The following is a 21,145-nucleotide window of genomic DNA, read 5'->3' on the forward strand; positions in this document are numbered from 1 at the left end:
CACACCGCGCGTGCGGCGTTCTGGTGGTGCGGGTGGGTGACCGGGGGCGGAGGCGCCCGCGGGCGGGGCGACTGCCCACACGGGACGGCGGCGGGTGCGGTCCACGGCGGCGGGTTCGGCGGCAACAAGGTGTCGGTAAGAGCACTGTTTGGGCGGGCGTAGCCTCGGGATTATGAACTCGTACGGATCCTTTCCCGGGGCGCGGCCGCGGCGGCTGCGGACGACGCCCGCCATGCGGCGCATGGTTGCCGAGACGCGCTTGCAGCCGGCCGATCTGATCCTTCCCGCGTTCGTGCGCGAGGGGATCACCGAGCCCGTGCCGATCGCCGCGATGCCCGGCGTCGTGCAGCACACGCGGGACACCCTGCGGAAGGCCGCCGTGGAGGCGCTGGAGGCCGGGGTCTCCGGGATCATGCTCTTCGGTGTGCCCGAGGACGCGAAGAAGGACGGGGCGGGGACGGCCGGGACCGACCCGGACGGCATTCTGCAGGTCGCCATCCGGGACGTGAGGGCCGAGGTCGGCGACGACCTCGTCATCATGTCCGACCTGTGTCTCGACGAGTACACGGATCACGGGCACTGCGGTGTTCTCGACGGGGACGGGCGGGTCGACAACGACGCCACCCTCGAGCGGTACGCCGAGATGGCGCAGGTGCAGGCCGACGCGGGTGTTCACGTGGTCGGGCCCTCCGGAATGATGGACGGGCAGGTCGGGGTGGTCCGCGACGCCCTGGACACCATCGGCAAGGAGGACGTGGCGATCCTCGCGTACACCGCGAAGTACTCCTCCGCCTTCTACGGCCCCTTCCGCGAGGCCGTCGGCTCCTCCCTCCAGGGCGACCGCAAGACCTACCAGCAGGACCCCGCCAACCTCCGCGAGTCGATGCGCGAGCTCGCGCTCGACCTGGAGGAGGGGGCGGACATGGTGATGGTGAAGCCCGCCGGGCCGTATCTGGACGTGCTCGCGAAGGTCGCCGAGTCCGTCGACGTGCCCGTCGCGGCGTACCAGATCAGTGGTGAGTACGCGATGGTCGAGGCGGCCGCCGAGAAGGGCTGGATCGACCGCGACCGGGCGATCTTCGAGACCCTCACCGGCATCCGACGGGCCGGCGCGCAGATGATCCTCACCTACTGGGCCACCGAGGTCGCCCGGAAGCTGGCCGGCGGACGCTAGCCGGTCCGGTGGCCTAGTCCCACCAGAACGTCCAGACGGGGCTGTCCAGCAGCCCCGCCCGGGCGTAGTCGCGCAGGTTCGAGTGGCTGCCCTGGTCGATGTTGTCCGGGCAGAACGCGTAGTGCTCCGCCGCCAGCGCCTCGGCCTCCTCCGGCGTACCGGGCGGGGACCCCACCGAGACCACCAGCTGGTCGAAGGTGAGCGCGACGACACGGGCCCCGAAGCGGTCCTCCCAGGACCGCAGCACCGCGCACAGCCGGGCCACGTCGTTCTCGTGGTTCAGCGGCCCGGTCCAGCCGATCACCGCCGGGATGTCCGCGCTGCGCCGTGCCGGAACCAGGGCCGGGCGGGCGTCCTCCAGCCAGAAGCCCGGCTCCGTCAGCATCTCCGCGACGGCGGCCGCCGCCTCGTCGGGGTCCGTGTCGTACGGCTGCGCCGGGGCCAGGCCCGGCCAGCCGGCCCTCCCGGGTATCTCGTCGGACGCGTACGCCTCCCAGAAGCCGCCGAGGACCTCGTCGGCCTCGTGGTCGGCCGGATCGCTCATCCGCTCCGGCATCAGCTCCCACCGGTCCAGGCCCCAGTCACCGCCCAGCAGCACCGGCAGCAGCCCCGCCGTGCGGGCCGCCGGGCGCAGCGCGCTCCAGGCGGCGGGCCCCGCCGCACCGTGTCCCGACCAGAGGTACGGGGCGTCCGCGGGGCCGGTGAGGGCGCCGGGCGGCAGGTCGAGGCCGAGGGAACGGCCGGTCGGATCGGCTGCGAGCCGAGGCAGCTGGTTCGGGATCATCGCCATGCGGAGAACGTACGGGGCGCCACTGACAACGGGGCGAGTGGTGGCGCGGCACCGGGCGGCGCACTCTGGAGAGGTAGCCGACAGGTACCTCGGTGGAGGTGGTCCTCATGATGCACACGCTTGTCGGATGGCATGTGGAGATGGAGTTCAAGGAGGAGGGCGATCGGACGCGGGCGGCGGCCATGGTCCGGCTCACCGACGGCACCGAGTTCCGGGCCCACGGCACGGCCAACCGGCACCCGTCCGATCCCGACCAGCTGCGGGTCGGCGAGGAGATCGCGGGCGCCCGCGCGCTGATGGATCTCGCCTCCCAGCTGCTCCAGAAGGCCCACACGGAGATCGACGAGGTCTCGGGCAGGACCTCCCACAGTCTTCGCTGAACGACGAAGCCCCCGGTACGGGGATCCGTACCGGGGGCTTCGCTGCGAGAGGTCAGGTCAGAGGCGCTCGGGCGTCCGGATGCCCAGGAGAGCCATGCCCTGGTGGAGCGTGCGGGCCGTCAGGTCGCAGAGGAAGAGGCGGTTCTCCGCGACCTCCTGCGCCGGCTCCGGCTTGATCACCGGGCACTGGTCGTAGAACGTCGTGTACAGCGAAGCCAGCTGGTACAGGTACGCGGCGAGCTTGTGCGGGGCGTACTCCGCGGCCGTCTCGGAGATCACCTCGCCGAACTGGTCCAGATGCAGGCCGAGCGCGCGCTCGGCCGGGGCCAGCTCCAGCTCCGGGTGGGCCAGCGGCGCACGGTCGCCCGCCTTCCCGAAGATCGACCTGATCCGCGCGTACGCGTACTGCAGGTACACCGACGTGTCGCCGTTCAGCGACACCATCTGGTCCAGGTCGAACTTGTAGTCGCGCGCGGCGGACGTCGACAGGTCGGCGTACTTGACCGCGCCGATGCCCACGTACCGGCCGTTCTCGACGATCTCCGACTCGCTCAGGCCCACCTTCTCGGCCTTCTCGCGCACGACCGTCGTCGCCCGGTCCACGGCCTCGTCCAGCAGGTCCACCAGCCGGACCGTCTCGCCCTCACGGGTCTTGAACGGCTTGCCGTCCTTGCCGAGGACCGTGCCGAAGGCCAGCTGGACGGCCTTCACGTCGTCGTTCAGCCAGCCCGCCCTGCGAGCCGTCTCGAAGACCATCTTGAAGTGCAGCGACTGACGGGCGTCCACCACGTACAGCAGGGTCGTCGCCTTCAGGTTCCGGACGCGGTCACGGATCGCGGACAGGTCCGTCGCCGCGTAACCGAAGCCGCCGTCGGACTTCTGGACGATCAGCGGGGTCGGGTTGCCGTCCGGGCCCTTCACGTCGTCGAAGAAGACGCACAGCGCACCCTCGGAGCGGACCGCGACGCCCGACTCCTCGAGGATGCGGCAGGTCTCCGCCAGCATGTCGTTGTAACCGGACTCGCCGACGATGTCGGGGTCGTCGATGTCCATGTCGAGCTTCTCGAAGACCGAGTAGAAGTAGATCTTCGACTCGTCCACGAACCGCTGCCACAGGGCCAGCGTCTCCGCCTCGCCCGCCTGGAGGTCCACGACCCGGGCGCGCGCCCGCGTCTTGAACTCCTCGTCCGAGTCGAAGAGGGTCCGCGAGGCCTTGTACAGCCGGTTGAGGTTCGACATGGCCTCCTCACCGGAGACGTCCGCGCCCTCGCCCTCGGCCTTGTGGTCCAGCTCGTGCGGGTGCTCGATCAGGTACTGGATGAGCATGCCGAACTGGGTGCCCCAGTCGCCGATGTGGTGCCTGCGGACGACGCTCTCGCCCGTGAACTCCAGGATCTCCACCATCGCGGCGCCGATCACGGCGGAGCGCAGGTGCCCGACGTGCATCTCCTTCGCCACGTTCGGCTGGGCGTAGTCGACGACCGTCGTGCCGGCCGACTCGTTGAACGGCACGCCGAGCCGGGCGTCGGCGGCGCGGGCCGCGAGGGTCTCGACGATCGCCGAGTCCGTCACGGTGATGTTCAGGAAGCCGGGGCCCGAGACCTCGATCTCCTTCAGCACGTCGTTCGCCGGGATCGCGTCGACGACCTTCGTCGCCAGCTCACGCGGGTTGCCCTTGAGCTGCTTCGCCAGCGCCAGGATGCCGTTGGCCTGGAAATCGGCCCGGTCGCTTCGTCGCAGCAGCGGGTCGGCGGACGCGGCCTCCGGCAGGGCTGCCGAGAGTCCGTCCGCGAGGCGCTGCTGCACGGTCGAAGCGAGGGAAGGGACCGAGGCCATGAGCTTCCGTTCCTGTTGAGTTCGTCAGGTCTATTTCGCTTGTCAAGTGTCCCATGGGAGAGCAACGTGTTTTCTCCGCCTGTGGACAACCTCGGAGCGTGTGCTTCCGTCTGGGAGAATGGCGCATGTAGGGCCGTAGGGCCGTAGGGCTGTCAGGCAGCATCCCCTCAGGAAGAAGGACGTACCGACCGTGGCTCAGAGCAGCACCGAGACCGACTGGGTCTCCCGTTTCGCGGACGAGGTCATCGCCGAGTCGGAGCGACGTGCGCCTGGCAAACCGGTCGTCGTCGCCTCCGGCCTCTCCCCGTCCGGCCCCATCCACCTCGGCAACCTCCGCGAGGTCATGACCCCGCACCTGGTCGCCGACGAGATCCGCCGCCGCGGGTACGAGGTCAGGCACCTGATCTCCTGGGACGACTACGACCGCTACCGCAAGGTGCCGAACGGCATCGAGGGCATCGACGCGTCCTGGGCCGAGCACATCGGAAAGCCGCTGACCTCCGTCCCGGCCCCCGCCGGCTCGCCCCACCCCAACTGGGCCGAGCACTTCAAGGCCGCCATGGTCGAGTCCCTGGCCGAGCTGGGCGTCGAGTACGACCCCATCAGCCAGACCGAGCAGTACACCGCGGGCACCTACCGCGAGCAGATCCTGCACGCCATGAAGCACCGCGGTGCCATCGACGCCATCCTCGACCAGTACCGGACGAAGAAGGCCCCCAAGAAGCAGTCGCAGAAGCCCCTCGACGAGGCCGAGCTGGAGGCCGAGGAAGGCTCCGGCGCCGCCGCCGAGGACGACGGCTCCGGTGGCACCTCCGGCTACTTCCCGTACAAGCCGTACTGCGGACAGTGCGAGAAGGACCTGACCACGGTCACCTCGTACGACGACGAGACCACCGAGCTCGCCTACACCTGCACGAACTGCGGCTTCGCCGAGACCGTCAAGCTCAGCGAGTTCAACCGCGGCAAGCTGGTCTGGAAGGTCGACTGGCCGATGCGCTGGGCCTACGAGGGCGTCATCTTCGAGCCCTCCGGCGTCGACCACTCCTCGCCCGGCTCGTCCTTCGTCGTCGGCGGCCAGATCGTCCGCGAGATCTTCGACGGCGTCCAGCCCATCGGCCCCATGTACGCCTTCGTCGGCATCAGCGGCATGGCCAAGATGTCCTCCTCGCGCGGCGGCGTACCCACCGCCGCCGACGCGCTGAAGATCATGGAAGCGCCGCTGCTGCGCTGGCTGTACGCCCGCCGCAAGCCCAACCAGTCCTTCAAGATCGCCTTCGACCAGGAGATCCAGCGGCTCTACGACGAGTGGGACAAGCTGGAGGCCAAGGTCGCGGACGGCACCGTGCTCCCCGCCGACGCCGCGGCCCACACCCGCGCGGCCCGCACCGCTGCCGGCGAGCTGCCCCGCACGCCGCGCCCGCTGCCGTACCGCACGCTCGCCTCGGTCATGGACATCACGGCCGGCCACGACGAGCAGACCCTGCGGATCCTGACCGAACTCGACCCGGAGAACCCGGTCACCTCCCTCGACGAGGTCCGGCCGCGCCTCGACCGCGCCGAGAACTGGATCACCAACCAGGTCCCGGCCGACCAGCGCACCATCGTCCGCGAGGAGCCCGACACCGAGCTCCTCGGCAGCCTGGACGACGAGGGCCGCGAGTCGCTGCGACTGCTCCTGGAGGGCCTGGACACCCACTGGTCGCTCGACGGGCTCACCACGCTCGTCTACGGCGTCCCGAAGGTCCTGGCCGGGCTCGACCCCGAGGCCAAGCCGACGCCCGAGCTGAAGCTCGCCCAGCGCGCCTTCTTCGCCCTGCTCTACAAGCTCCTCGTGAGCCGCGAGACCGGGCCCCGCCTGCCCACGCTGCTCCTCGCGGTGGGTGCGGAGCGGGTGCGGAAGCTGCTCGGCGCGTGAGCGTGTGACGTGACGACGTGAAAGGGCCGCCATCCGGAATCCGGGTGGCGGCCCTTTTCCATGCCTCGCGCCTGTCAGGCCGTGTCGAAGTCGGCCATCTCCTGCCGGATGCGCTCCTGGATCACCGGGGTCAGCTGGTTCAGCACGTCGGTGTCGGGGAACTCCGTGAGGCCGTAGTGAGCGGCCACCAGCTGCTGCAGATCGCCCGGGGCGGGGAACTGCTTGTGCTCGTGGGCGTACGACCACGTGATCTTGTAGACGGTCTCCTCGAAGTCGTCGACCGGGGGCTCGGGGTCGACGTACTCCGAGTACGGCTCGAACGCCTCAGGGCCCTGCTCGTGGCGCGGGTCCGGGAGGGGGAGGTCCTCCGGGCCGAGCGGCACCGCGACCGGCGTGGGAGCCAGGCCGTCGACGTACTGCGGGTCGTACGCCGTCTCGTGGGCCTCCGACGGGAGCTGCGGTGCCTGGAACCACGGGCTGTCATGGTTCGGGGCCTCCACCTCGCCCTGCGGGCCCTGCGGCTGCTGGGGAAGAAGGGCTTGCTGGGGCGACTGCGACTGCGACTGCGCCTGTGCTTGCGGCAGCTGCTGGGGCTGGGCCGTCGGAGCCGCCTGGACCGCCGTCGGGACGGGGTGCACCGCGTGCACCGCCTGCGCCTGCGCCGGCAGTACCGCGGGCTCGATGCCCGCCGCCGCGAGGCCCGCCGCCGCCGTCTCCGCCAGCGGTACCCCGTACCTGGCGAGCCGCAGCGGCATCAGCGCCTCGACCGGAGCCTTGCGCCGCCAGCTGCGGCCGTAGCGGGCCTGCAGCCGTGCCTGGTAGATCAGCCGCTCCTGCTCCAGCTTGATGACCTGCTCGTACGAGCGGAGCTCCCAGAGCTTCATCCGGCGCCACAAGCGGAAGGTCGGCACCGGGGAGAGCAGCCAGCGCGTGAGGCGCACGCCCTCCATGTGCTTGTCCGCCGTGATGTCCGCGATCCGGCCCACCGCGTGACGCGCGGCCTCCACGGCCACCACGAACAGGACCGGGATGACCGCGTGCATCCCGACACCCAGCGGGTCGGGCCAGGCCGCCGCGCCGTTGAAGGCGATCGTCGCCGCCGTCAGGACCCAGGCGGTCTGACGCAGCAGCGGAAACGGAATCCGCAGCCAGGTCAGAAGCAGGTCCAGGGCGAGCAGGACACAGATGCCCGCGTCGATGCCGATGGGGAAGAAGTACGAGAAGGTACCGAAGCCCTTGGCCACCGCGAGCTCGCGCACAGCGGCGTAGGAACCCGCGAAACCGATTCCCGCGATGATCAGCGCACCGGCGATGACGAGGCCGATGAGTATTCGGTGTGTGCGTGTCAGCTGCATCGCGGCCACCCGCGATCCCCTCCCCGTCAAACGACATCTCGCGCGCACAGACTGGCACATGCGCGCGGAGCCCGGCCCTCGGGGGAGGGACGGGCTCCGCTCACCGGTCTCCGTCTGTGCCGGTTTGTGACTACTTGTTGGCTGCCGCGACGGCGGCCACGGCCTCCTTGGCCGCCTTCACCGCCCCGTCCATGATCTTCTTCTCGGACGGAGCGTCGGCGCCCGCGTAACCGGCGCCGTTGTACGAGAGCAGGACCAGGACGTTGCCCGTACGGGCGACGATCGAGGCGTAGACGAAGTCCTCGTCCGTCTTGCGCAGCTTGTACGCGACCGCCTTCGCCTCCTCGCCGATCCCGGAGGCCGTCGTGGTCTTGAGCTTCTTCGCGCCCGGCGTCTCCTGGACCTTGGCGAGCTCCTTCGCCAGGTTCTCCTGCGCGCGCTCCTCGCCGCTGCCGAGCGACACGTCCGACGCGTACCGGTAGAACGACACGTCGAGCCAGCGGTACTGCGAGCCGTCCACGCCGTTGTCGTCCAGGCCGTTCCAGGAGCAGCCGCCACGGCTGGCCAGGTCGCTGGAGGCCGCGGGCGTGCCCTTCTTGGTCTTCGCCTTGGGCACCAGGGACGCGGTCGTCTTGGCCGAGATCGCCTTGCAGACCTCGGGCAGCTTCGCGAACTTCGCCGGCGCGACCGTCGGCGTCGGGGAGGGGGTGGGGGTCGCGGAGGCCGACGCGGAGGCCTTGTCCTGCGTCCCCTTCCTGCCGGAGTCGCCGCTGCCCGAGTCCGAGGAGCAGCCGGCGACGACGAGCATCACCGGGACGGCTGCGCAGGCGAGTATGCGGGGGAGTCGCGAGGCTGATCGCTGCATGGTTCCTTCAGTCGCTTGTCGTACGGTCCGGCCGGCCGGTCGGCGGCCACGGCCATCGGGCGGCCACGGGTACGCCGACACGTTACGTGGTCGCCGTCCGCTCACGGATCGGAGCGGAACGGCTACTCCTCCAGGCGCTCGGCCAGCATCCGGGCCAGATTCCGGGCCTTTTCCTGCAGTTCCCGGCTGTCGGGGGCCTCCGCGGAACCGGTCGTCTGCTCCCGGTAGGAGACGGTCACGATGACGTTGGATGTGCGGAACACCACGCTGACGACGCGCTGATGGCCGCTCGCGCCGACGGCGGTCAGGGCGTCGTCGAGGTACGCGATGTCGCCGAGACCGTCGAGGACGCGGGGCTCCAGGCCGGTGGAGGTGGGGGTGGGGGTGGGCGAGGGGGCGCCGCTGGAAGGGGCTCCCGATGCCGGGGCGCTGGGGGTCTTGCCGGTCGGCGCGGTGGCGCCCGGGGAGCTCGGCGTGCTCGCCGGGGGCGGCGTCGCCGTGCCGGAGGCGGTGCCCGTGGCCGTGCCGGTGGGGGTGGGCGGGGTCGTGGGGGGTACGGCGATGCCCGCCGCGAGCTGCTTGCGGAGGTACACCTCCTGCGCCCGGGAGTCGTCGCTGACGGCGGGGTCGTACGACACGACCCGCTCGATGTCGAGGGCGAGCCGGTGGGAGGTCTCGGGGCTGTCGGCCTTCCAGGTGCAGCCCACGCGCCGGTCGGTGTCGTACGTGACGGCCGCGACGCCGCGGTACGCCTTGCCGCGCTCGGCGTCGGGCAGGGCGGTGGCGCCCGGGAGCAGGTCCTTGAGCGTGCCCTGCGGGACGGCGCCGCAGGGTTCGAAGAGCGTGCGGTAGCGGCCGGGGGGCGCGACGGGTGAGACGGGGCCGGCCTTGGCGTCGACGGCGAGGTCGTCGGTGGTGGGGCCTGCCGAACATCCGGTGAGACCGAGCCCGAGGCCCAGTCCGATCACGCTGGTGAGGACGACGGCGGTGCGCGCCGTGGACCTGGTGCGGCCGGGTGCGTACCTCTTTCGCTGCACGGTCCCAGGCTCCCTTCGCCCGAAGTCTTTCCCGAAAACTGTTTGCCGCGCGAACCCGGCCGGTGGACACAATGTCTATCGCACACGCAGCTGTTGATGCCGGTCCCCTGTCACCTGTACGGGCTTTGGCTCCGGTTTTTGCGTTATCAGACTTTTCGGGGGAATCGAGGAAGTATGTCGTATGTAGAGGTGCCAGGGGCGAAAGTACCGATCCGGATGTGGGCCGACCCCGCCTCGGTCGAGGGCGGTGCCATGCAGCAGCTGCAGAACGTGGCGACGCTGCCGTGGATCAAGGGCCTGGCCGTGATGCCGGACGTGCATTACGGCAAGGGCGCGACGGTCGGATCCGTGATCGCGATGCAGGGTGCGGTGTGTCCGGCGGCGGTCGGTGTGGACATCGGCTGCGGGATGTCGGCGGTCAAGACGTCGTTGACGGCGAACGACCTGCCGGGTGATCTTTCGCGGCTGCGGTCGAAGATCGAGCACGCCATCCCGGTGGGGCGTGGCATGCACCGGGACGAGGTGGACCCCTCGCGGCTGTTCCGGTTCCCGACGGCGGGGTGGGGCGACTTCTGGTCGCGCTTCGACGGGATCGCGGAATCGGTCAAGTTCCGGCATGAGCGTGCCCATAAGCAGATGGGGACGCTCGGATCCGGCAACCACTTCATCGAGTTCTGTCTCGACGAGTCGGGTGCGGTCTGGCTGATGCTGCACTCCGGGTCGCGGAACATCGGCAAGGAGCTCGCCGAGTACCACATCGGCGAGGCGCAGAAGCTGCCGCACAACCAGGGGCTCGTCGACCGGGACCTCGCGGTCTTCGTCGCGGACACCCCGCAGATGCAGGCCTACCGGAACGACCTCTTCTGGGCGCAGGAGTACGCGAAGTACAACCGCGCGATCATGATGGCGCTCTTCCAGGAGGTCGTCCGCCGGGAGTTCCGCAAGGCGAAGGTGACCTTCGACCCGGTCATCTCCTGCCACCACAACTACGTGGCGGAGGAGCGGTACGAGGGCATGGACATGCTCGTCACCCGGAAGGGTGCGATCCGGGCCGGCTCCGGGGAGTTCGGGATCATCCCGGGCTCGATGGGCACGGGCTCGTACATCGTGAAGGGCCTCGGGAACGCGGCGTCCTTCAACTCGGCCTCGCACGGAGCCGGCCGCCGGATGAGCCGGAGCGCGGCGAAGCGGCGCTTCACGGTGCGGGATCTGGAGGATCAGACGCGGGGCGTGGAGTGCCGGAAGGACTCCGGTGTCGTGGACGAGATCCCGGGCGCCTACAAGCCGATCGAGCAGGTGATCGACCAGCAGCGGGACCTGGTGGAGGTCGTCGCCAAGCTGAAGCAGGTCATCTGCGTGAAGGGGTGACCTTCGGGCGACGACGAGGGGCCGGTGCCGCGCACCGGCCCCTTTCGCGGTCCTACAGCTCGCGGTGGACCTTGGTGTTGGAGGCCTGGGCGCGCGGGCGGACGACCAGGAGGTCGATGTTGACGTGCGGGGGGCGGGTGCAGGCCCAGGTGATGGTGTCGGCCACGTCGTCCGCGGTCAGGGGCTCGGCCACGCCGGCGTAGACCTTGGCCGCCTTCTCGGTGTCGCCGCGGAAGCGGGTCGTGGCGAACTCGTCCGTCTTGACCATGCCGGGGGCGATCTCGATGACGCGGACCGGGGTGCCGACGATCTCCAGGCGGAGGGTCTCGGCGAGGACGCGGGCGCCGTTCTTGGCGGCGACGTAGCCGGCGCCGCCCTCGTAGGTGGAGTGGCCCGCGGTGGAGGAGAGGACGACGACGGTGCCGTCGCCGCTCGCGGTGAGGGCCGGGAGCAGGGCCTGGGTCATGTGGAGGGTGCCGAGGACGTTGACCTCGTACATCCGGCGCCAGTCCTCGGGGTCGCCGGTGGCGACGGGCTCGGCGCCGAGGGCGCCGCCGGCGTTGTTGACGAGGACCGCGAGGGTGCGGAAGGCGGTGGCGAACTCGTCGACGGCGGCGCGGTCGGTGACGTCGAGGGCGTAGGCGGTGGCCTGGTGGCCGGCGTCGTTGATCTCGGCGGCGAGGGCTTCGATGCGGTCCTTGCGGCGGGCGGTGAGGACCACGCGGTAGCCGGCGGCGGCCAGCTGCTTCGCGGTGGCGGCGCCGATTCCGCTGCTCGCTCCGGTGATGACGGCGATGGGGGTACCGGGGCCGGTCATGGCGTGCTCCTCGCGCAGGTGGTCGATTACGTGGATCGCCCGGTCAGGATAGGTGGGGGCGTGGATCAGCGGCCGCGTGGGGCGTACATGATCACGGCCATGCCGGCGAGGCAGACGAGCGCGCCGATGACGTCCCAGCGGTCGGGGCGGTAGCCGTCGGCGGCCATGCCCCAGAGGATCGAGCCCGCGACGAACACGCCGCCGTAGGCGGCCAGGACGCGGCCGAACTCGGCGTCGGGCTGGAGGGTCGCGACGAGGCCGTAGACGCCGAGCGCGAGGAAGCCCGCGCCGATCCAGATCCAGCCGCGGTGCTCCCGTACGCCCTGCCAGACGAGCCACGCGCCGCCGATCTCGAAGAGTGCGGCCAGGACGAAGAGGGCCACGGAGCGGGCGATCAGCATGAGAGCAGCGTGCCATGGGACACGCTGACTGATGGGGTGTCAGGGGATTTGGTGTGATGTGGGTATTTTGTGCTTATGCGTGGAATGTCGAAGATCGTGCTCGGGGTCGTGCTCGCGGGCTCGGTGGTGGCGGGTGCAGGGGTGAGCGCCGGCGCCGTGGGGGCCGAGGCGGATCTTGCCCATCACGGGCATGTCTCCCTGTGGGACGGGAGGGTCGGCGTCTGGCTGGTCAGTGAGAACCACGGACCCTCCGATCTCCCCCAGGCGACCGTCCGGCTCGCCTTCTCCGAGCCGATGGCGGGCGGTCAGGAGCTGCCGACGGCCTGTCTGTGGAGCAGCGACCGCGTGGTGTCCTGCCGGACGGGCGAGCTCCCGGCCGCCGGGGCCGTCGGCGAGCTGGCGCTCGACCTGCGGACCGCCGGCCTTCCGGACGAGCTGACGGTGGAGATCACGACGGCCTGGCGGGACGGGGCGGCCGACCGGAACCCGCGGAACGACCGGCATCGTGTGCTGGTGCTCGCCACCGGGGATCCGTACGTCTTCTGACCGACCCGGTCTCCGCCTGGCTGCCTGGCCGCGCCCGTCTGCCTGGCCGCGCCCGTCCGCCCGTGTGCCTGTCCGCTGCCGCAGAAGCGTTCCGCCCGGTGCGACGGGCCTCAGCGGGCCGCCGCGCCGCCGAACTCGCGGACCGCCTCGGAGACGATCGCCTCCAGCCGGGCGTGGTGGGCACCGCGCCAGTAGACCCGGCCGCACTCCACGCACTCCGCGAAGACGTCGTACGTCTTCTCCGTGCCCTGCTCCAGTCGCTCGCGGACCGTGTCCTTGTCGGCGTCGGACAGCTGCCCGTTGCACGCCGTGCAGCGGGTCCAGGGCGCCAGGGGCGGCGCGAACCGCTCCAGGACGTCGCGGAGCTGGTCGTCCGGCCGGTCGCTGTACACATAGGCGCCCGCCCACAGCTCCCGGCGGCGCAGCAGGCCGCGGTCGCGCGAGAGCATGACCCGCTGCTCCCGCGCCGAGAGCGCGGCCAGCGCGGGGTCGCCGATGTCCTCGCTCTCGTACGCCGCGTCCACGCCGAGCAGGCGCAGCCGGCGGGCCAGCGTGCCGAGGTGGACGTCGAGCAGGAAGCGGAGCGGTGCGCCCGGCACCGGCTGGGGGCGGGTGACCGCCTCCACCTCGATCGTCTCGCCCGCGACCGGGACGTGCGCGGGGGTCACGGGCCGGCCGTCGACGAGGAGCCGCCCCGCTTCGGTGAGCGGCACGCCGAGCGACTCCACCACGTGCCCGAGCGAGGAGGCGCCGTCGGTGGTCACGGGGGTGCGTCCCGAGCGTCGCTCCGCCGAGACGAAGAGTCGCAGGCCGGGGGCGAAACTGATGTGGATCTCGGGTCCGTTCACGGGGACAGGATGGCATCGGGGCGCTGTGGGGGGCCAGGGAATTCGCCCTGGGGTACCGTCCCCGCATGAAGATCATCGACCTTGAGCCGGGCGATCCCCGGCTGGAGAGCGACCTCCTGCCGGTCCTCTCCGAGCTCCGTCCCCACCTCACCCCGGAGCTCTTCCGTGAGGTGTACGAGGCCGGGCACCCCGAGGGGCTGCGGTTCAGTGCCGCCTACAGCGACGCCGGGCGCTGCGTCGGCGTGGCCGGCTGGCGGATCATCAACAACACCAGCTCCCTGCGCAAGCTCTACGTCGACGACCTGGTGACCGCAGCCACCGAGCGCTCCGCCGGCGTCGGCCACGCGCTCATCGCCTACCTGGAGGCCCACGCCCGCGCGGTCGGCTGCCACGAGCTCAACCTCGACTCCGGCACCCACCGCACCGGAGCCCACCGCTTCTACCTGCGCGAGCGCTTCGACATCGGCGCCTTCAACTTCATCCGGCCGCTGGGCGGGCAGGACGGCGCCTCCTAGGTCAGGGCGCCGACACCGCGCGGGCGTACGCGGTCGGCGGCACGCCGATCGTCGCCGTGAAGTCCCGTACGAGATGGGCCTGGTCGCTGTAGCCGAGCGCGGCCGCGAGGCGGGACCAGTCCGGGGCGCCCGCCGCTCCCGCGGTCTCGGCGCGTTCCAGGGCCTCGTGGATGCGGTAGCGCAGGATGACCCACTTCGGCCCGACGCCGACGTGGGTGGCGAAGAGGCGCTGGAGCGAGCGGGTCGACAGGCCGGAGGCCGCGGCCAGCCGGGACACCTTGCGCAGCTCGCGGTCCGTACGGATCAGGTCCACCAGGTGCATGGCCTGCTCGGCGTCCCGGTCGGGTACGGGCCCGTGGGCCAGGAGGAACGCGTCGAGCGCCGCCACGCGCGCGTGGTCGTCCTCGGGGGGCAGGACCGTGTCCTCGCCCGCCGCTGCCGGGAACACCTCGGCGAGGGGGACCCGGCGGCCCGTCCACGTCGACACCGGCCAGGCGGGCGCGAACGGCCGGAAGCCGCCGGGGCGGAACTGGATCCCGCAGACCCGGCCCAGGCCGGTCAGCTTCCGGGTGAACAGGCCGAGCCCGATCCCCGAGACCTCGGCCGACGACTCCGCCGCTTCCGGCGGTCCTTCGAGCGGGCCGTACCGCTGGAAGACGATGTTCACCGACGGGTGCGGGACGACCTGCGTCACGTACGGCTCCGTCAGGTCCCAGTCGATCAGCCAGTAGTGCTCCAGAAAGGGCCGCAGCTCCGGTGCCGGGGTGTGGCGGCGGAAGCGGACGCGGGTGAGCAGCTCGGCGGGGTCGACGATGCCCCGGGTGTCCCGGCGCGGGGACGGGGCGGCGGCGGACATGATCCGCATGTTAGGGCCCAGGGAGATCCCCTCAGGGAGATCCCCTCGGGGGGATCTCAGGGGGCAGGGGGAGAGTCGGCGCGTTTCTTCAAGACCGGGGCGGGCAGGTTCCCCTAGCGTCGCCGTATGACGTACGAAGCCCCGCCCCGCATCGGTGACCTGCTCCGCTCCGCCGCCGACCGTGCCGCACCCCTGGTCGGCGCCACCACCGACGAGTCGCTCGGCGCGCCCACGCCGTGCGCCGAGTACGACGTGCGCGCCCTGCTGAACCACCTCTTCGCCGTCGTCGTGAACTTCCAGGCCCTCGCGGCCAAGGAGCCGGCCGACTTCTCCGAGACCCCGGACCGGCTCGCGGAGGACGGCTGGCGCGAGGCGTTCTCGGTGGAGACCGGGAGGCTGGTCACCGCCTGGTCGGCGCCCGGTGCGGAGGAGGGGACCTCGGGGGCCATGGGGCTGCCCGCGCGGACGGTCGGGTCGATGGTCCTGCTCGATCTGACCGTGCACGTCTGGGACCTGGCCCGGGCCACCGGGCGTGGCTTCGAACCGGATCCGGCCGTGGTGGCCGGGCTTGTGGAGGAGGTGGAGAGCATGGCGCCGATGGCCCGGAAGATGAACGTCTTCGGGGAGAGCGTCGACCTGCCCGAGGGGGCGACCCCGTTCGAGCGGCTTCTCGCCGTGACGGGGCGCGACCCGCGGGTCTGGGCCGTCTGAGCCGCGGGTCTGAGCCGTCTGAACCCGAGGGCCTGGGCCGTCCGAGAAGGACCGCGGGCTCTCGCGTGCCCGTGCTGTGCCCCGGATCAGCGCAGGCGGCCCGGGGAGCCGAAGGAGAGGCGGGAGGCGACCTGGCCGAAGGCGTGCTCCTCCGCGGGAGTCAGCTGCACCGTCTCCTGCGGGTGCCAGACCCGCTCCAGCGGGCTCACCGTCCGGTCGCGGCGCGTCCGGGCGCGGGCCCGCAGGCCCAGGGTCAGCCACACCGCCGTCGAGACGGCGAGCAGCCCGAAGAGCGTGAGGACGCGGGGGTCGGAGAACTGGTCGGGCAAGGCCATGGCTCGCTCCAGGACGTGAGGGCCGTCCGTGTGCGCCGCGCCCCGGCAGGTGGCGCGCGTGAACGGAGGCGCTGGTGATTCCTACTGCTTCCTCCCGACCCGTTCAGTTAACACCAACCTGGGGGACTTTCGGCAGGGGGCCGGGGACCAAAGTCCCGGCCGGGCGGCGGTGGCTCTCCGGAGTCGCCGCAGGCCCTCTTGTGCGGGCCGGGCAACCGCTCCAAGGTGTCGGGGCAGGCAGCAGGCAGTCTCGGCCGGGGAGGGAGCAGCCGTATGTCCGGAGCGCAGCCATGGGGATTCACGGACGACAGGGGTACGGAGCTGGGGGCGGCGCGCGTGCCGGAGCGGGTCGTCGCGTACGTACGGGCCGGGGCGGCGCTGCTCGACCTGGGGGTGACGCCGGTCGCCGTCTACGGCTCCGGGCACGACGGCCCGGGGTACGACCCGGCCAAGGCGGGCGGCCTCGACGCGGCCGGGGTCCCGTACCTCGGCCCCGGCCGGGCCCTGGACGAGGGGCAGCTGCGGGAGCTGCGGCCGGACGTGATCGTCGACGTCACGTACGACGGGAAGAGCCCGTACGCGCTGGACGAGGCGGTCGCCGACCGGCTCGGGGTGCCGCTCGTCGCGCTCTCCGTCGGCAACGAGCTGACCCTTCCGGCGATCCTCGACCGCTTCGGGGAGCTGGGCGCCTCGCTCCGTGCCGGGGCGGTGGCGCCGGCGGCGGTGGCGCCGGCGGGGGTGGGGGAGGCCGAGGCCGTCCTGCGGGGGGTCGCCGGGCGGACCGGGCTGGCCGTCCTCGCGCTCTCCGGGGCCGGTCCCGACCAGGTCCATCTGGCCCGTCCGCAGGCCTGGCCCGAGCTGGCGCGGCTCGCGGCGCTCGGCGTCCGGCTGCTCGACCCCGGCCCGGGGCCCGGCGCGAACTGGCTCACCGCCGACTGGGGCCGGGTCGCCGAGCTCCGTCCCGATCTGGTCCTCTTCGACAACCGCTTCCACGCCGTCCCGCCGTACGAGACCCCGCCCGGCACCCGTCTCGCCGCGTGGAACCCCGAGACCCCGCCCAGCCACGCCGCCTACGCGCGGTTCTTCCGCGAGCTGGCGGAGGCCCTGGCGGCGTAGGGGCCCCAGGCCCCCGGATCCCGGGCCTGTCCGGCCTCAGGCCGGGGTCGAGGCGAGCCGGGTGCGGAGGGACGTGGCGAACTCCTCCGCGCGGGCCAGCTGGGTCCGCAGTTCGGTGACCCGCTCCGCGGCCGCCTGTTCGTAGCGGCGGACGCGGGTCACGAGCGTCGAGCGGTCCTCCGGCGTGAGCTCCGTGTCCGTGCCCGGGCGGTCCTCGGTGAGCCGGTCCACGGCCGTGAGCAGTTCGCGGGTCTCGTCGAGGGTGAAGCCGAGCGGTTTCATCCGGCGGATCACCATGAGCCGGGAGACGTCCGCGTCCGTGTAGAGGGGGAAGCCGCCGGGCGAGGCCGCGGAGGGCACCACCAGGCCGTTGTCCTCGTACTGGCGGATGGTGCGCAGGGACAGCTCCGTCCGTGCGGCGACCTCGCCGATCTGCATGGGTTCGCCGGGCATCCGTACTCCGCTCCGTACTCCGCTCACGCGTGACGTCCTTCCTCGTAGAGGGCTTCCGCAGGGCGCGACCTCCGCGCATTACATCCGATTCGTCCTAACTTCAGCACTTATGTGCGCTGGAGGTGCGGCGAAACGCCTGTGTGCCGCTACGGTCTCTGCTTCGGCGCCAACCACCTCAGGGGGGCAAGTGGAAGCGGAGGGCCGGATGGCGGAACGGGAAGCGCTTCCGGTGCATCGGGCGACGCCGAGCGGGGTCGCCGAGCGGTCGCGCGGCCGCAAGGCCCTGGTCATCGGCCTGATCGCGGCCGGGGTCCTGGCCGTGCCGGCCGGCGTCATGTTCCTTTGGGTCACCGTCGTGACGGGTATGTCCGACCCCGTGGGGCCGAGTCTCCTCGGGCTGCGGATCGACGGAGACACGGTCACGGTCAAGGCCGCCCAGTGCCCGTCGGAGCGGGTGCGGCGGGTGGAGCTCCATGACAGCGACTCGGAGAGGCTCGTGTGGCGGGCCGACGGGCCGCTGACCGCCGAGGGGCGGGGCGGGCTGCTGAGGCTGTGGGCCGCGGAGGACTACCGGACGGCCCGTCCGGCCACCGGCCCGGCGGAGCTGCCGGAGCAGCTCGACGTGTCGGTCGCCTACGGATCCGACGACGGGGCGGGCGCGGTATTCGACCTCGCGGCGGTACGGGCGGCCGCGCCGCCCGCCGGCTCGTACTGGACCCCCGAGGGGATCCGGACGGGCCGGGAGCTCGACGAGCTCGTCGACTGCGGCGGCGAGAAGGTCCCGTAGGAGCGGGTGTGCCCCCAGGGCCCCCTACGGCCAGACCAGGCAGTACGGCTGGTGGCCCGCTTCGTGGAGCCGGACCGAGAAGTCCTGCCATTCGTGGAGCAGCTGGTAGACGTCGAAGGCGTCGCGCGGGCCGCCGCGGTCGGGGACCGTGGACCAGATGAAGGCGGCGGCGCCGACCGATTCCTCGCCGATCCCGCGCAGCGGGTCGACCACGGTCATCGGGAGCTTCACGACGGCGTAGTCCGGGTGGAGCACGACGAGCTCCAGCGGGGGCACCTTGTGCAGGGGCATGCCCTCGATGCCCGTCAGGACCATCGCCGCTATCGTCTCCGGCTTGATCTTGGTGAACATGCCGCCCATGCCGAGCTCGTCGCCGCCGAGCTCCTCCGGGCGCATCGAGATCGGGACGCGGGCCGCCGTGGCACCGTCGGGCGCGCCGAAGTACTTGTACGTCACTCCCAATGACCGGCCGCTTCCGCTTCCGCTTCCGGGTGCCGGTTCTCCCGGTGTCCCCGGGGTGTCGGGGCTTCCGGGCGCGCCGGGAGCCGACCCGTCCGCCCGCCGGCGCCGGTGCCTCCCCCGCCGGGCAGACTCCGGACCCAGATCGTCCGTCCCCTCGCCCGGTCCGCCACCGCGATGCATATCTCCACCCGACTGCTTTTTCTCGGCAACACGACCCCGCCGCGCGACCCGATCATCGTGTCAGTGACCTCCCCCGCGTTCGTACGGTGAAACACCTGTCCGCAAGAACGCCGTGGCCTCTGACACCATGGATTCCGTGAGTCATCCCTCTGACGCCCCAGTTTCGCAGACGCGGCCGACAGCCGCCCCGGCGTGATCTCAGGGTGCCCACACCGTTCCTCTGTACTCGAAGCCGTACTCGCAGCCGTACTCGCAGGTCAGGATCACAGTGCCGTATTCATACGAAGCCCCAGTCTCACAGACGCTTTTCGACCGCGCGTCCCTCGTGACGCCCGGCGGCGTGAACTCACCGGTGCGTGCCTTCCGAGCCGTGGGCGGTACGCCCCGGTTCATGGTCTCCGGTACCGGTCCGTACCTCACCGACGCGGACGGTCGTGAGTACGTCGACCTGGTCTGCTCGTGGGGGCCGATGATTCTCGGCCATGCGCACCCCGAGGTCACCGCCGCGGTGCAGGCCGCCGTGGCCCGCGGCACGTCCTTCGGTACGCCGGGCGAGGGCGAGGTCGCGCTCGCGGAGGAGATCGTCGCGCGCGTCGAGCCCGTCGAGCAGGTCCGGCTCGTCTCCTCCGGTACGGAGGCCACGATGTCCGCGATCCGGCTCGCCCGCGGCTTCACCGGGCGCGCAAAGGTCGTCAAGTTCGCCGGCTGCTACCACGGTCACGTGGACGCGCTCCTGGCCGCGGCCGGTTCCGGCGTCGCGACCCTGGGCCTCCCGGACACGCCCGGTGTGACCGGCGCGCAGGCCGGGGACACGATCGTGCTGCCGTACAACGACCTCGAAGCGGTGCGGGCGGCCTTCGCGGCGCACCCGGGCGAGATCGCCTGTGTGATCACCGAGGCATCGCCGGGCAACATGGGCGTCGTGCCGCCGGCGGAGGGCTTCAACCAGGGCCTGGCGGACGTGTGCCGGGAGAACGGCGCGCTGTACATCTCCGACGAGGTGATGACCGGTTTCCGTACCTCGCGGGCCGGCTGGTACGGCGTCGACGGCGTCAAGCCCGACCTGCTGACCTTCGGCAAGGTCATGGGCGGTGGCTTCCCGGCCGCCGCGTTCGGTGGCCGCGCCGACGTCATGGGGCACCTGGCCCCGGCCGGGCCGGTCTACCAGGCGGGCACGCTCTCCGGTAACCCGATCGCGACCGCCGCCGGGCTCGCGCAGCTGCGGCTGCTCGACGACGCCGCGTACGAGAAGGTGAACGCGGTGTCGAAGGAGATCCAGGGCCTGGTCACCGGCGCCCTGGCGAAGGAGGGCGTCGCGCACCGGCTGCAGACCGCCTCCAACATGTTCTCGGTCTTCTTCACGGCCGACGAGGTGCGGAACTACGACGAGGCGAAGCAGCAGGAGGCCTTCCGCTTCAACGCCTTCTTCCACTCGATGCTGGCCGACGGCGTCTACCTGCCGCCGTCCGCCTTCGAGTCCTGGTTCGTGTCGGCCTCGCACGACGAGCGGGCGATCGAGCGGATCGCCGCCGCGCTGCCGGCCGCCGCCCGCGCCGCCGCGGAGGCGACGGCATGAGCGAGCAGAACACCCGTGACGAGGACATCACCGTCGTCCACCTGATGCGGCACGGCGAGGTCCACAACCCGGACGGGGTCCTCTACGGCCGCCGCGCCGGCTACCACCTCTCCGAGCTCGGCCGGCAGATGGCGGACCGGGTCGCCGAGCACCTGGCCGGGCGGGACGTCACGTATGTCGTCGCCTCCCCGCTGGAGCGGGCGCAGGAGACGGCGATGCCGGTCGCCAAGGCGCACGGTCTGGACCTGGCGAGCGACGTCCGGCTCATCGAGGCGGCGAACGTCTTCGAGGGCAAGACCTTCGGGGTCGGGGACGGGGCCCTGCGCAAGCCGGGGAACTGGAAGCACCTGACCAATCCGTTCCAGCCCTCCTGGGGCGAGCCGTACGTCGAGCAGGTCGTCCGCATGATGGGCGCGCTCGACGCGGCGAAGGACGCGGCGCGCGGGCACGAGGCGGTCTGCGTCAGCCACCAGCTGCCGATCTGGATCGTCCGGAGCTTCGTGGAGAAGCGGCGGCTGTGGCACGACCCGCGGCGGCGGCAGTGCACGCTGGCCTCGCTGACCTCGTTCACGTACCGGGGCGACAAGATCGTCTCGGTCGGGTACAGCGAGCCGGCCCGGGATCTCGTCCCGGCGCACCTGCTGGCCGGGGCGAAGCCGGTCAAGGGGAAGTCGAAGGCCTTCGGGGCGTAGCTCTGGACGCCGTACCCCGTGAGGTAGTAGTCAGGGCGGTCAGGTGGTGTACATGCCATCGGGCCGCCCTGAGTCATGCCCGCACCTCTTCTTGAAATTTATGTGCGAATTTCCGGAACCTCCGTGTTCC

Annotated in this window: 23 protein-coding genes; 11 read left to right on the forward strand and 12 right to left on the reverse strand. The window is 71.6% G+C overall.

Annotated features, from left to right (window positions below; translation table 11 throughout):
* Positions 1–172: 172 nt before the first annotated feature.
* Positions 173–1,174, forward strand: coding sequence for a porphobilinogen synthase (gene hemB, locus DEJ46_RS22555; RefSeq protein ID WP_150269073.1), 1,002 nt, complete (start codon positions 173–175; stop codon positions 1,172–1,174).
* A 13-nt stretch (positions 1,175–1,187) separates the two neighbouring features.
* Here hemB and DEJ46_RS22560 read toward each other — a convergent pair whose 3' ends face one another.
* Complete coding sequence (locus DEJ46_RS22560) at positions 1,188–1,964, reverse strand: DUF4253 domain-containing protein (protein ID WP_150269075.1); 777 nt, start codon at positions 1,962–1,964, stop codon at positions 1,188–1,190.
* Positions 1,965–2,074: 110 nt separating this feature from the next.
* Here DEJ46_RS22560 and DEJ46_RS22565 point away from each other — a divergent pair, with 110 nt between their 5' ends.
* Entirely contained in the window at positions 2,075–2,344 is a 270-nt protein-coding gene (locus tag DEJ46_RS22565) for a DUF1876 domain-containing protein (RefSeq protein ID WP_055646212.1), read from the forward strand.
* Positions 2,345–2,401: 57 nt separating this feature from the next.
* On the opposite strand, the gene argS is transcribed toward DEJ46_RS22565, so the two are convergent.
* Positions 2,402–4,180 carry an arginine--tRNA ligase gene (gene argS / locus DEJ46_RS22570; protein WP_150269077.1) on the reverse strand — a complete coding sequence of 593 codons (1,779 nt, stop codon included), beginning with the start codon at positions 4,178–4,180 and terminating at the stop codon, positions 2,402–2,404.
* Between the two features lie 190 nt (positions 4,181–4,370).
* Between argS and lysS the strand changes: the two genes are divergently transcribed.
* Entirely contained in the window at positions 4,371–6,095 is a 1,725-nt protein-coding gene (gene lysS, locus DEJ46_RS22575) for a lysine--tRNA ligase (RefSeq protein WP_150269079.1), read from the forward strand.
* 74 nt (positions 6,096–6,169) lie between these two features.
* On the opposite strand, the gene DEJ46_RS22580 is transcribed toward lysS, so the two are convergent.
* The 3 genes from DEJ46_RS22580 to DEJ46_RS22590 all read right to left on the reverse strand — a co-directional run bounded on the left by DEJ46_RS22580 (position 6,170) and on the right by DEJ46_RS22590 (position 9,352).
* A complete protein-coding gene (locus DEJ46_RS22580; protein WP_150269081.1) occupies positions 6,170–7,459 on the reverse strand; it encodes a DUF2637 domain-containing protein in 1,290 nt (429 codons plus the stop codon).
* Between the two features lie 121 nt (positions 7,460–7,580).
* The gene (locus DEJ46_RS22585) at positions 7,581–8,315 is read right to left on the reverse strand and encodes a DUF3558 domain-containing protein (RefSeq protein WP_150269083.1); all 735 of its coding nucleotides are present in this window, start codon (positions 8,313–8,315) and stop codon (positions 7,581–7,583) included.
* A 122-nt stretch (positions 8,316–8,437) separates the two neighbouring features.
* Positions 8,438–9,352, reverse strand: coding sequence for a DUF3558 domain-containing protein (locus DEJ46_RS22590; RefSeq protein WP_150269085.1), 915 nt, complete (start codon positions 9,350–9,352; stop codon positions 8,438–8,440).
* 174 nt (positions 9,353–9,526) lie between these two features.
* Between DEJ46_RS22590 and DEJ46_RS22595 the strand changes: the two genes are divergently transcribed.
* On the forward strand, positions 9,527–10,720 hold the full coding sequence (locus tag DEJ46_RS22595) for an RtcB family protein (protein ID WP_150269087.1): 1,194 nt from the start codon (positions 9,527–9,529) through the stop codon (positions 10,718–10,720).
* Positions 10,721–10,772: 52 nt separating this feature from the next.
* Here the strand turns inward: DEJ46_RS22595 and DEJ46_RS22600 are convergent, their stop codons facing one another.
* Entirely contained in the window at positions 10,773–11,537 is a 765-nt protein-coding gene (locus DEJ46_RS22600) for an SDR family NAD(P)-dependent oxidoreductase (protein WP_150269089.1), read from the reverse strand.
* A gap of 65 nt (positions 11,538–11,602) precedes the next feature.
* Positions 11,603–11,938: a YnfA family protein gene (locus DEJ46_RS22605; protein ID WP_150269091.1), complete on the reverse strand. Its 336-nt coding sequence runs from the start codon at positions 11,936–11,938 to the stop codon at positions 11,603–11,605.
* 75 nt (positions 11,939–12,013) lie between these two features.
* Between DEJ46_RS22605 and DEJ46_RS22610 the strand changes: the two genes are divergently transcribed.
* Entirely contained in the window at positions 12,014–12,484 is a 471-nt protein-coding gene (locus DEJ46_RS22610; RefSeq protein ID WP_223834968.1) for a hypothetical protein, read from the forward strand.
* A 110-nt stretch (positions 12,485–12,594) separates the two neighbouring features.
* On the opposite strand, the gene DEJ46_RS22615 is transcribed toward DEJ46_RS22610, so the two are convergent.
* Entirely contained in the window at positions 12,595–13,332 is a 738-nt protein-coding gene (locus DEJ46_RS22615) for a Mut7-C RNAse domain-containing protein (RefSeq protein WP_150269093.1), read from the reverse strand.
* Between the two features lie 65 nt (positions 13,333–13,397).
* On the opposite strand from DEJ46_RS22615, the gene DEJ46_RS22620 reads away from it, so the two are divergent.
* Positions 13,398–13,847, forward strand: a complete 450-nt coding sequence (locus DEJ46_RS22620) for a GNAT family N-acetyltransferase (protein WP_150269094.1) — start codon at positions 13,398–13,400, stop codon at positions 13,845–13,847.
* A 1-nt stretch (position 13,848) separates the two neighbouring features.
* Here DEJ46_RS22620 and DEJ46_RS22625 read toward each other — a convergent pair whose 3' ends face one another.
* Positions 13,849–14,703 carry a helix-turn-helix domain-containing protein gene (locus DEJ46_RS22625; protein ID WP_150269096.1) on the reverse strand — a complete coding sequence of 285 codons (855 nt, stop codon included), beginning with the start codon at positions 14,701–14,703 and terminating at the stop codon, positions 13,849–13,851.
* A 126-nt stretch (positions 14,704–14,829) separates the two neighbouring features.
* On the opposite strand from DEJ46_RS22625, the gene DEJ46_RS22630 reads away from it, so the two are divergent.
* The gene (locus DEJ46_RS22630; RefSeq protein WP_150269098.1) at positions 14,830–15,414 is read left to right on the forward strand and encodes a TIGR03086 family metal-binding protein; all 585 of its coding nucleotides are present in this window, start codon (positions 14,830–14,832) and stop codon (positions 15,412–15,414) included.
* 86 nt (positions 15,415–15,500) lie between these two features.
* On the opposite strand, the gene DEJ46_RS22635 is transcribed toward DEJ46_RS22630, so the two are convergent.
* A complete protein-coding gene (locus tag DEJ46_RS22635; protein WP_150269100.1) occupies positions 15,501–15,749 on the reverse strand; it encodes a hypothetical protein in 249 nt (82 codons plus the stop codon).
* A gap of 273 nt (positions 15,750–16,022) precedes the next feature.
* Here DEJ46_RS22635 and DEJ46_RS22640 point away from each other — a divergent pair, with 273 nt between their 5' ends.
* Positions 16,023–16,865 (forward strand): ABC transporter substrate-binding protein, encoded by an 843-nt coding sequence (locus DEJ46_RS22640; protein ID WP_150269102.1) that lies wholly within the window; start codon positions 16,023–16,025, stop codon positions 16,863–16,865.
* A gap of 36 nt (positions 16,866–16,901) precedes the next feature.
* On the opposite strand, the gene DEJ46_RS22645 is transcribed toward DEJ46_RS22640, so the two are convergent.
* Positions 16,902–17,318 (reverse strand): MerR family transcriptional regulator, encoded by a 417-nt coding sequence (locus tag DEJ46_RS22645; protein WP_150274671.1) that lies wholly within the window; start codon positions 17,316–17,318, stop codon positions 16,902–16,904.
* 205 nt (positions 17,319–17,523) lie between these two features.
* Between DEJ46_RS22645 and DEJ46_RS22650 the strand changes: the two genes are divergently transcribed.
* Positions 17,524–18,105, forward strand: coding sequence for a hypothetical protein (locus DEJ46_RS22650; protein ID WP_150269104.1), 582 nt, complete (start codon positions 17,524–17,526; stop codon positions 18,103–18,105).
* A gap of 24 nt (positions 18,106–18,129) precedes the next feature.
* On the opposite strand, the gene DEJ46_RS22655 is transcribed toward DEJ46_RS22650, so the two are convergent.
* Complete coding sequence (locus DEJ46_RS22655) at positions 18,130–18,747, reverse strand: hypothetical protein (protein WP_150269106.1); 618 nt, start codon at positions 18,745–18,747, stop codon at positions 18,130–18,132.
* A 268-nt stretch (positions 18,748–19,015) separates the two neighbouring features.
* Here DEJ46_RS22655 and hemL point away from each other — a divergent pair, with 268 nt between their 5' ends.
* Together hemL and DEJ46_RS22665 are read left to right on the forward strand one after the other, a co-directional pair.
* On the forward strand, positions 19,016–20,323 hold the full coding sequence (gene hemL / locus DEJ46_RS22660; RefSeq protein ID WP_223834970.1) for a glutamate-1-semialdehyde 2,1-aminomutase: 1,308 nt from the start codon (positions 19,016–19,018) through the stop codon (positions 20,321–20,323).
* Complete coding sequence (locus DEJ46_RS22665; RefSeq protein ID WP_150269110.1) at positions 20,320–21,015, forward strand: histidine phosphatase family protein; 696 nt, start codon at positions 20,320–20,322, stop codon at positions 21,013–21,015. Before hemL ends, DEJ46_RS22665 begins: the two co-directional genes overlap by 4 nt.
* The last annotated feature ends 130 nt before the right edge of the window (positions 21,016–21,145 follow it).

Origin of the sequence: Streptomyces venezuelae (genome assembly GCF_008642375.1) — a bacterium.
GTDB lineage: Bacteria > Actinomycetota > Actinomycetes > Streptomycetales > Streptomycetaceae > Streptomyces > Streptomyces venezuelae_G.

What these genes read in the sequence shown, in the direction of transcription:
- DEJ46_RS22610 (WP_223834968.1), top strand. Translation starts at nt 12,014, where the DNA reads ATGCGTGGAATGTCGAAGATCGTGCTCGGGGTCGTGCTCGCGGGCTCG.
- DEJ46_RS22665 (WP_150269110.1), top strand. Translation starts at nt 20,320, where the DNA reads ATGAGCGAGCAGAACACCCGTGACGAGGACATCACCGTCGTCCACCTG.
- DEJ46_RS22565 (WP_055646212.1), top strand. Translation starts at nt 2,075, where the DNA reads ATGCACACGCTTGTCGGATGGCATGTGGAGATGGAGTTCAAGGAGGAG.
- DEJ46_RS22645 (WP_150274671.1), bottom strand. Translation starts at nt 17,318, where the DNA reads ATGCCCGGCGAACCCATGCAGATCGGCGAGGTCGCCGCACGGACGGAG.
- DEJ46_RS22560 (WP_150269075.1), bottom strand. Translation starts at nt 1,964, where the DNA reads ATGGCGATGATCCCGAACCAGCTGCCTCGGCTCGCAGCCGATCCGACC.
- DEJ46_RS22630 (WP_150269098.1), top strand. Translation starts at nt 14,830, where the DNA reads ATGACGTACGAAGCCCCGCCCCGCATCGGTGACCTGCTCCGCTCCGCC.
- hemB (WP_150269073.1), top strand. Translation starts at nt 173, where the DNA reads ATGAACTCGTACGGATCCTTTCCCGGGGCGCGGCCGCGGCGGCTGCGG.
- DEJ46_RS22620 (WP_150269094.1), top strand. Translation starts at nt 13,398, where the DNA reads ATGAAGATCATCGACCTTGAGCCGGGCGATCCCCGGCTGGAGAGCGAC.
- argS (WP_150269077.1), bottom strand. Translation starts at nt 4,180, where the DNA reads ATGGCCTCGGTCCCTTCCCTCGCTTCGACCGTGCAGCAGCGCCTCGCG.
- DEJ46_RS22640 (WP_150269102.1), top strand. Translation starts at nt 16,023, where the DNA reads ATGTCCGGAGCGCAGCCATGGGGATTCACGGACGACAGGGGTACGGAG.
- DEJ46_RS22600 (WP_150269089.1), bottom strand. Translation starts at nt 11,537, where the DNA reads ATGACCGGCCCCGGTACCCCCATCGCCGTCATCACCGGAGCGAGCAGC.
- DEJ46_RS22605 (WP_150269091.1), bottom strand. Translation starts at nt 11,938, where the DNA reads ATGCTGATCGCCCGCTCCGTGGCCCTCTTCGTCCTGGCCGCACTCTTC.
- DEJ46_RS22625 (WP_150269096.1), bottom strand. Translation starts at nt 14,703, where the DNA reads ATGTCCGCCGCCGCCCCGTCCCCGCGCCGGGACACCCGGGGCATCGTC.
- DEJ46_RS22635 (WP_150269100.1), bottom strand. Translation starts at nt 15,749, where the DNA reads ATGGCCTTGCCCGACCAGTTCTCCGACCCCCGCGTCCTCACGCTCTTC.
- DEJ46_RS22595 (WP_150269087.1), top strand. Translation starts at nt 9,527, where the DNA reads ATGTCGTATGTAGAGGTGCCAGGGGCGAAAGTACCGATCCGGATGTGG.
- DEJ46_RS22585 (WP_150269083.1), bottom strand. Translation starts at nt 8,315, where the DNA reads ATGCAGCGATCAGCCTCGCGACTCCCCCGCATACTCGCCTGCGCAGCC.
- DEJ46_RS22655 (WP_150269106.1), bottom strand. Translation starts at nt 18,747, where the DNA reads ATGCATCGCGGTGGCGGACCGGGCGAGGGGACGGACGATCTGGGTCCG.
- DEJ46_RS22650 (WP_150269104.1), top strand. Translation starts at nt 17,524, where the DNA reads ATGGCGGAACGGGAAGCGCTTCCGGTGCATCGGGCGACGCCGAGCGGG.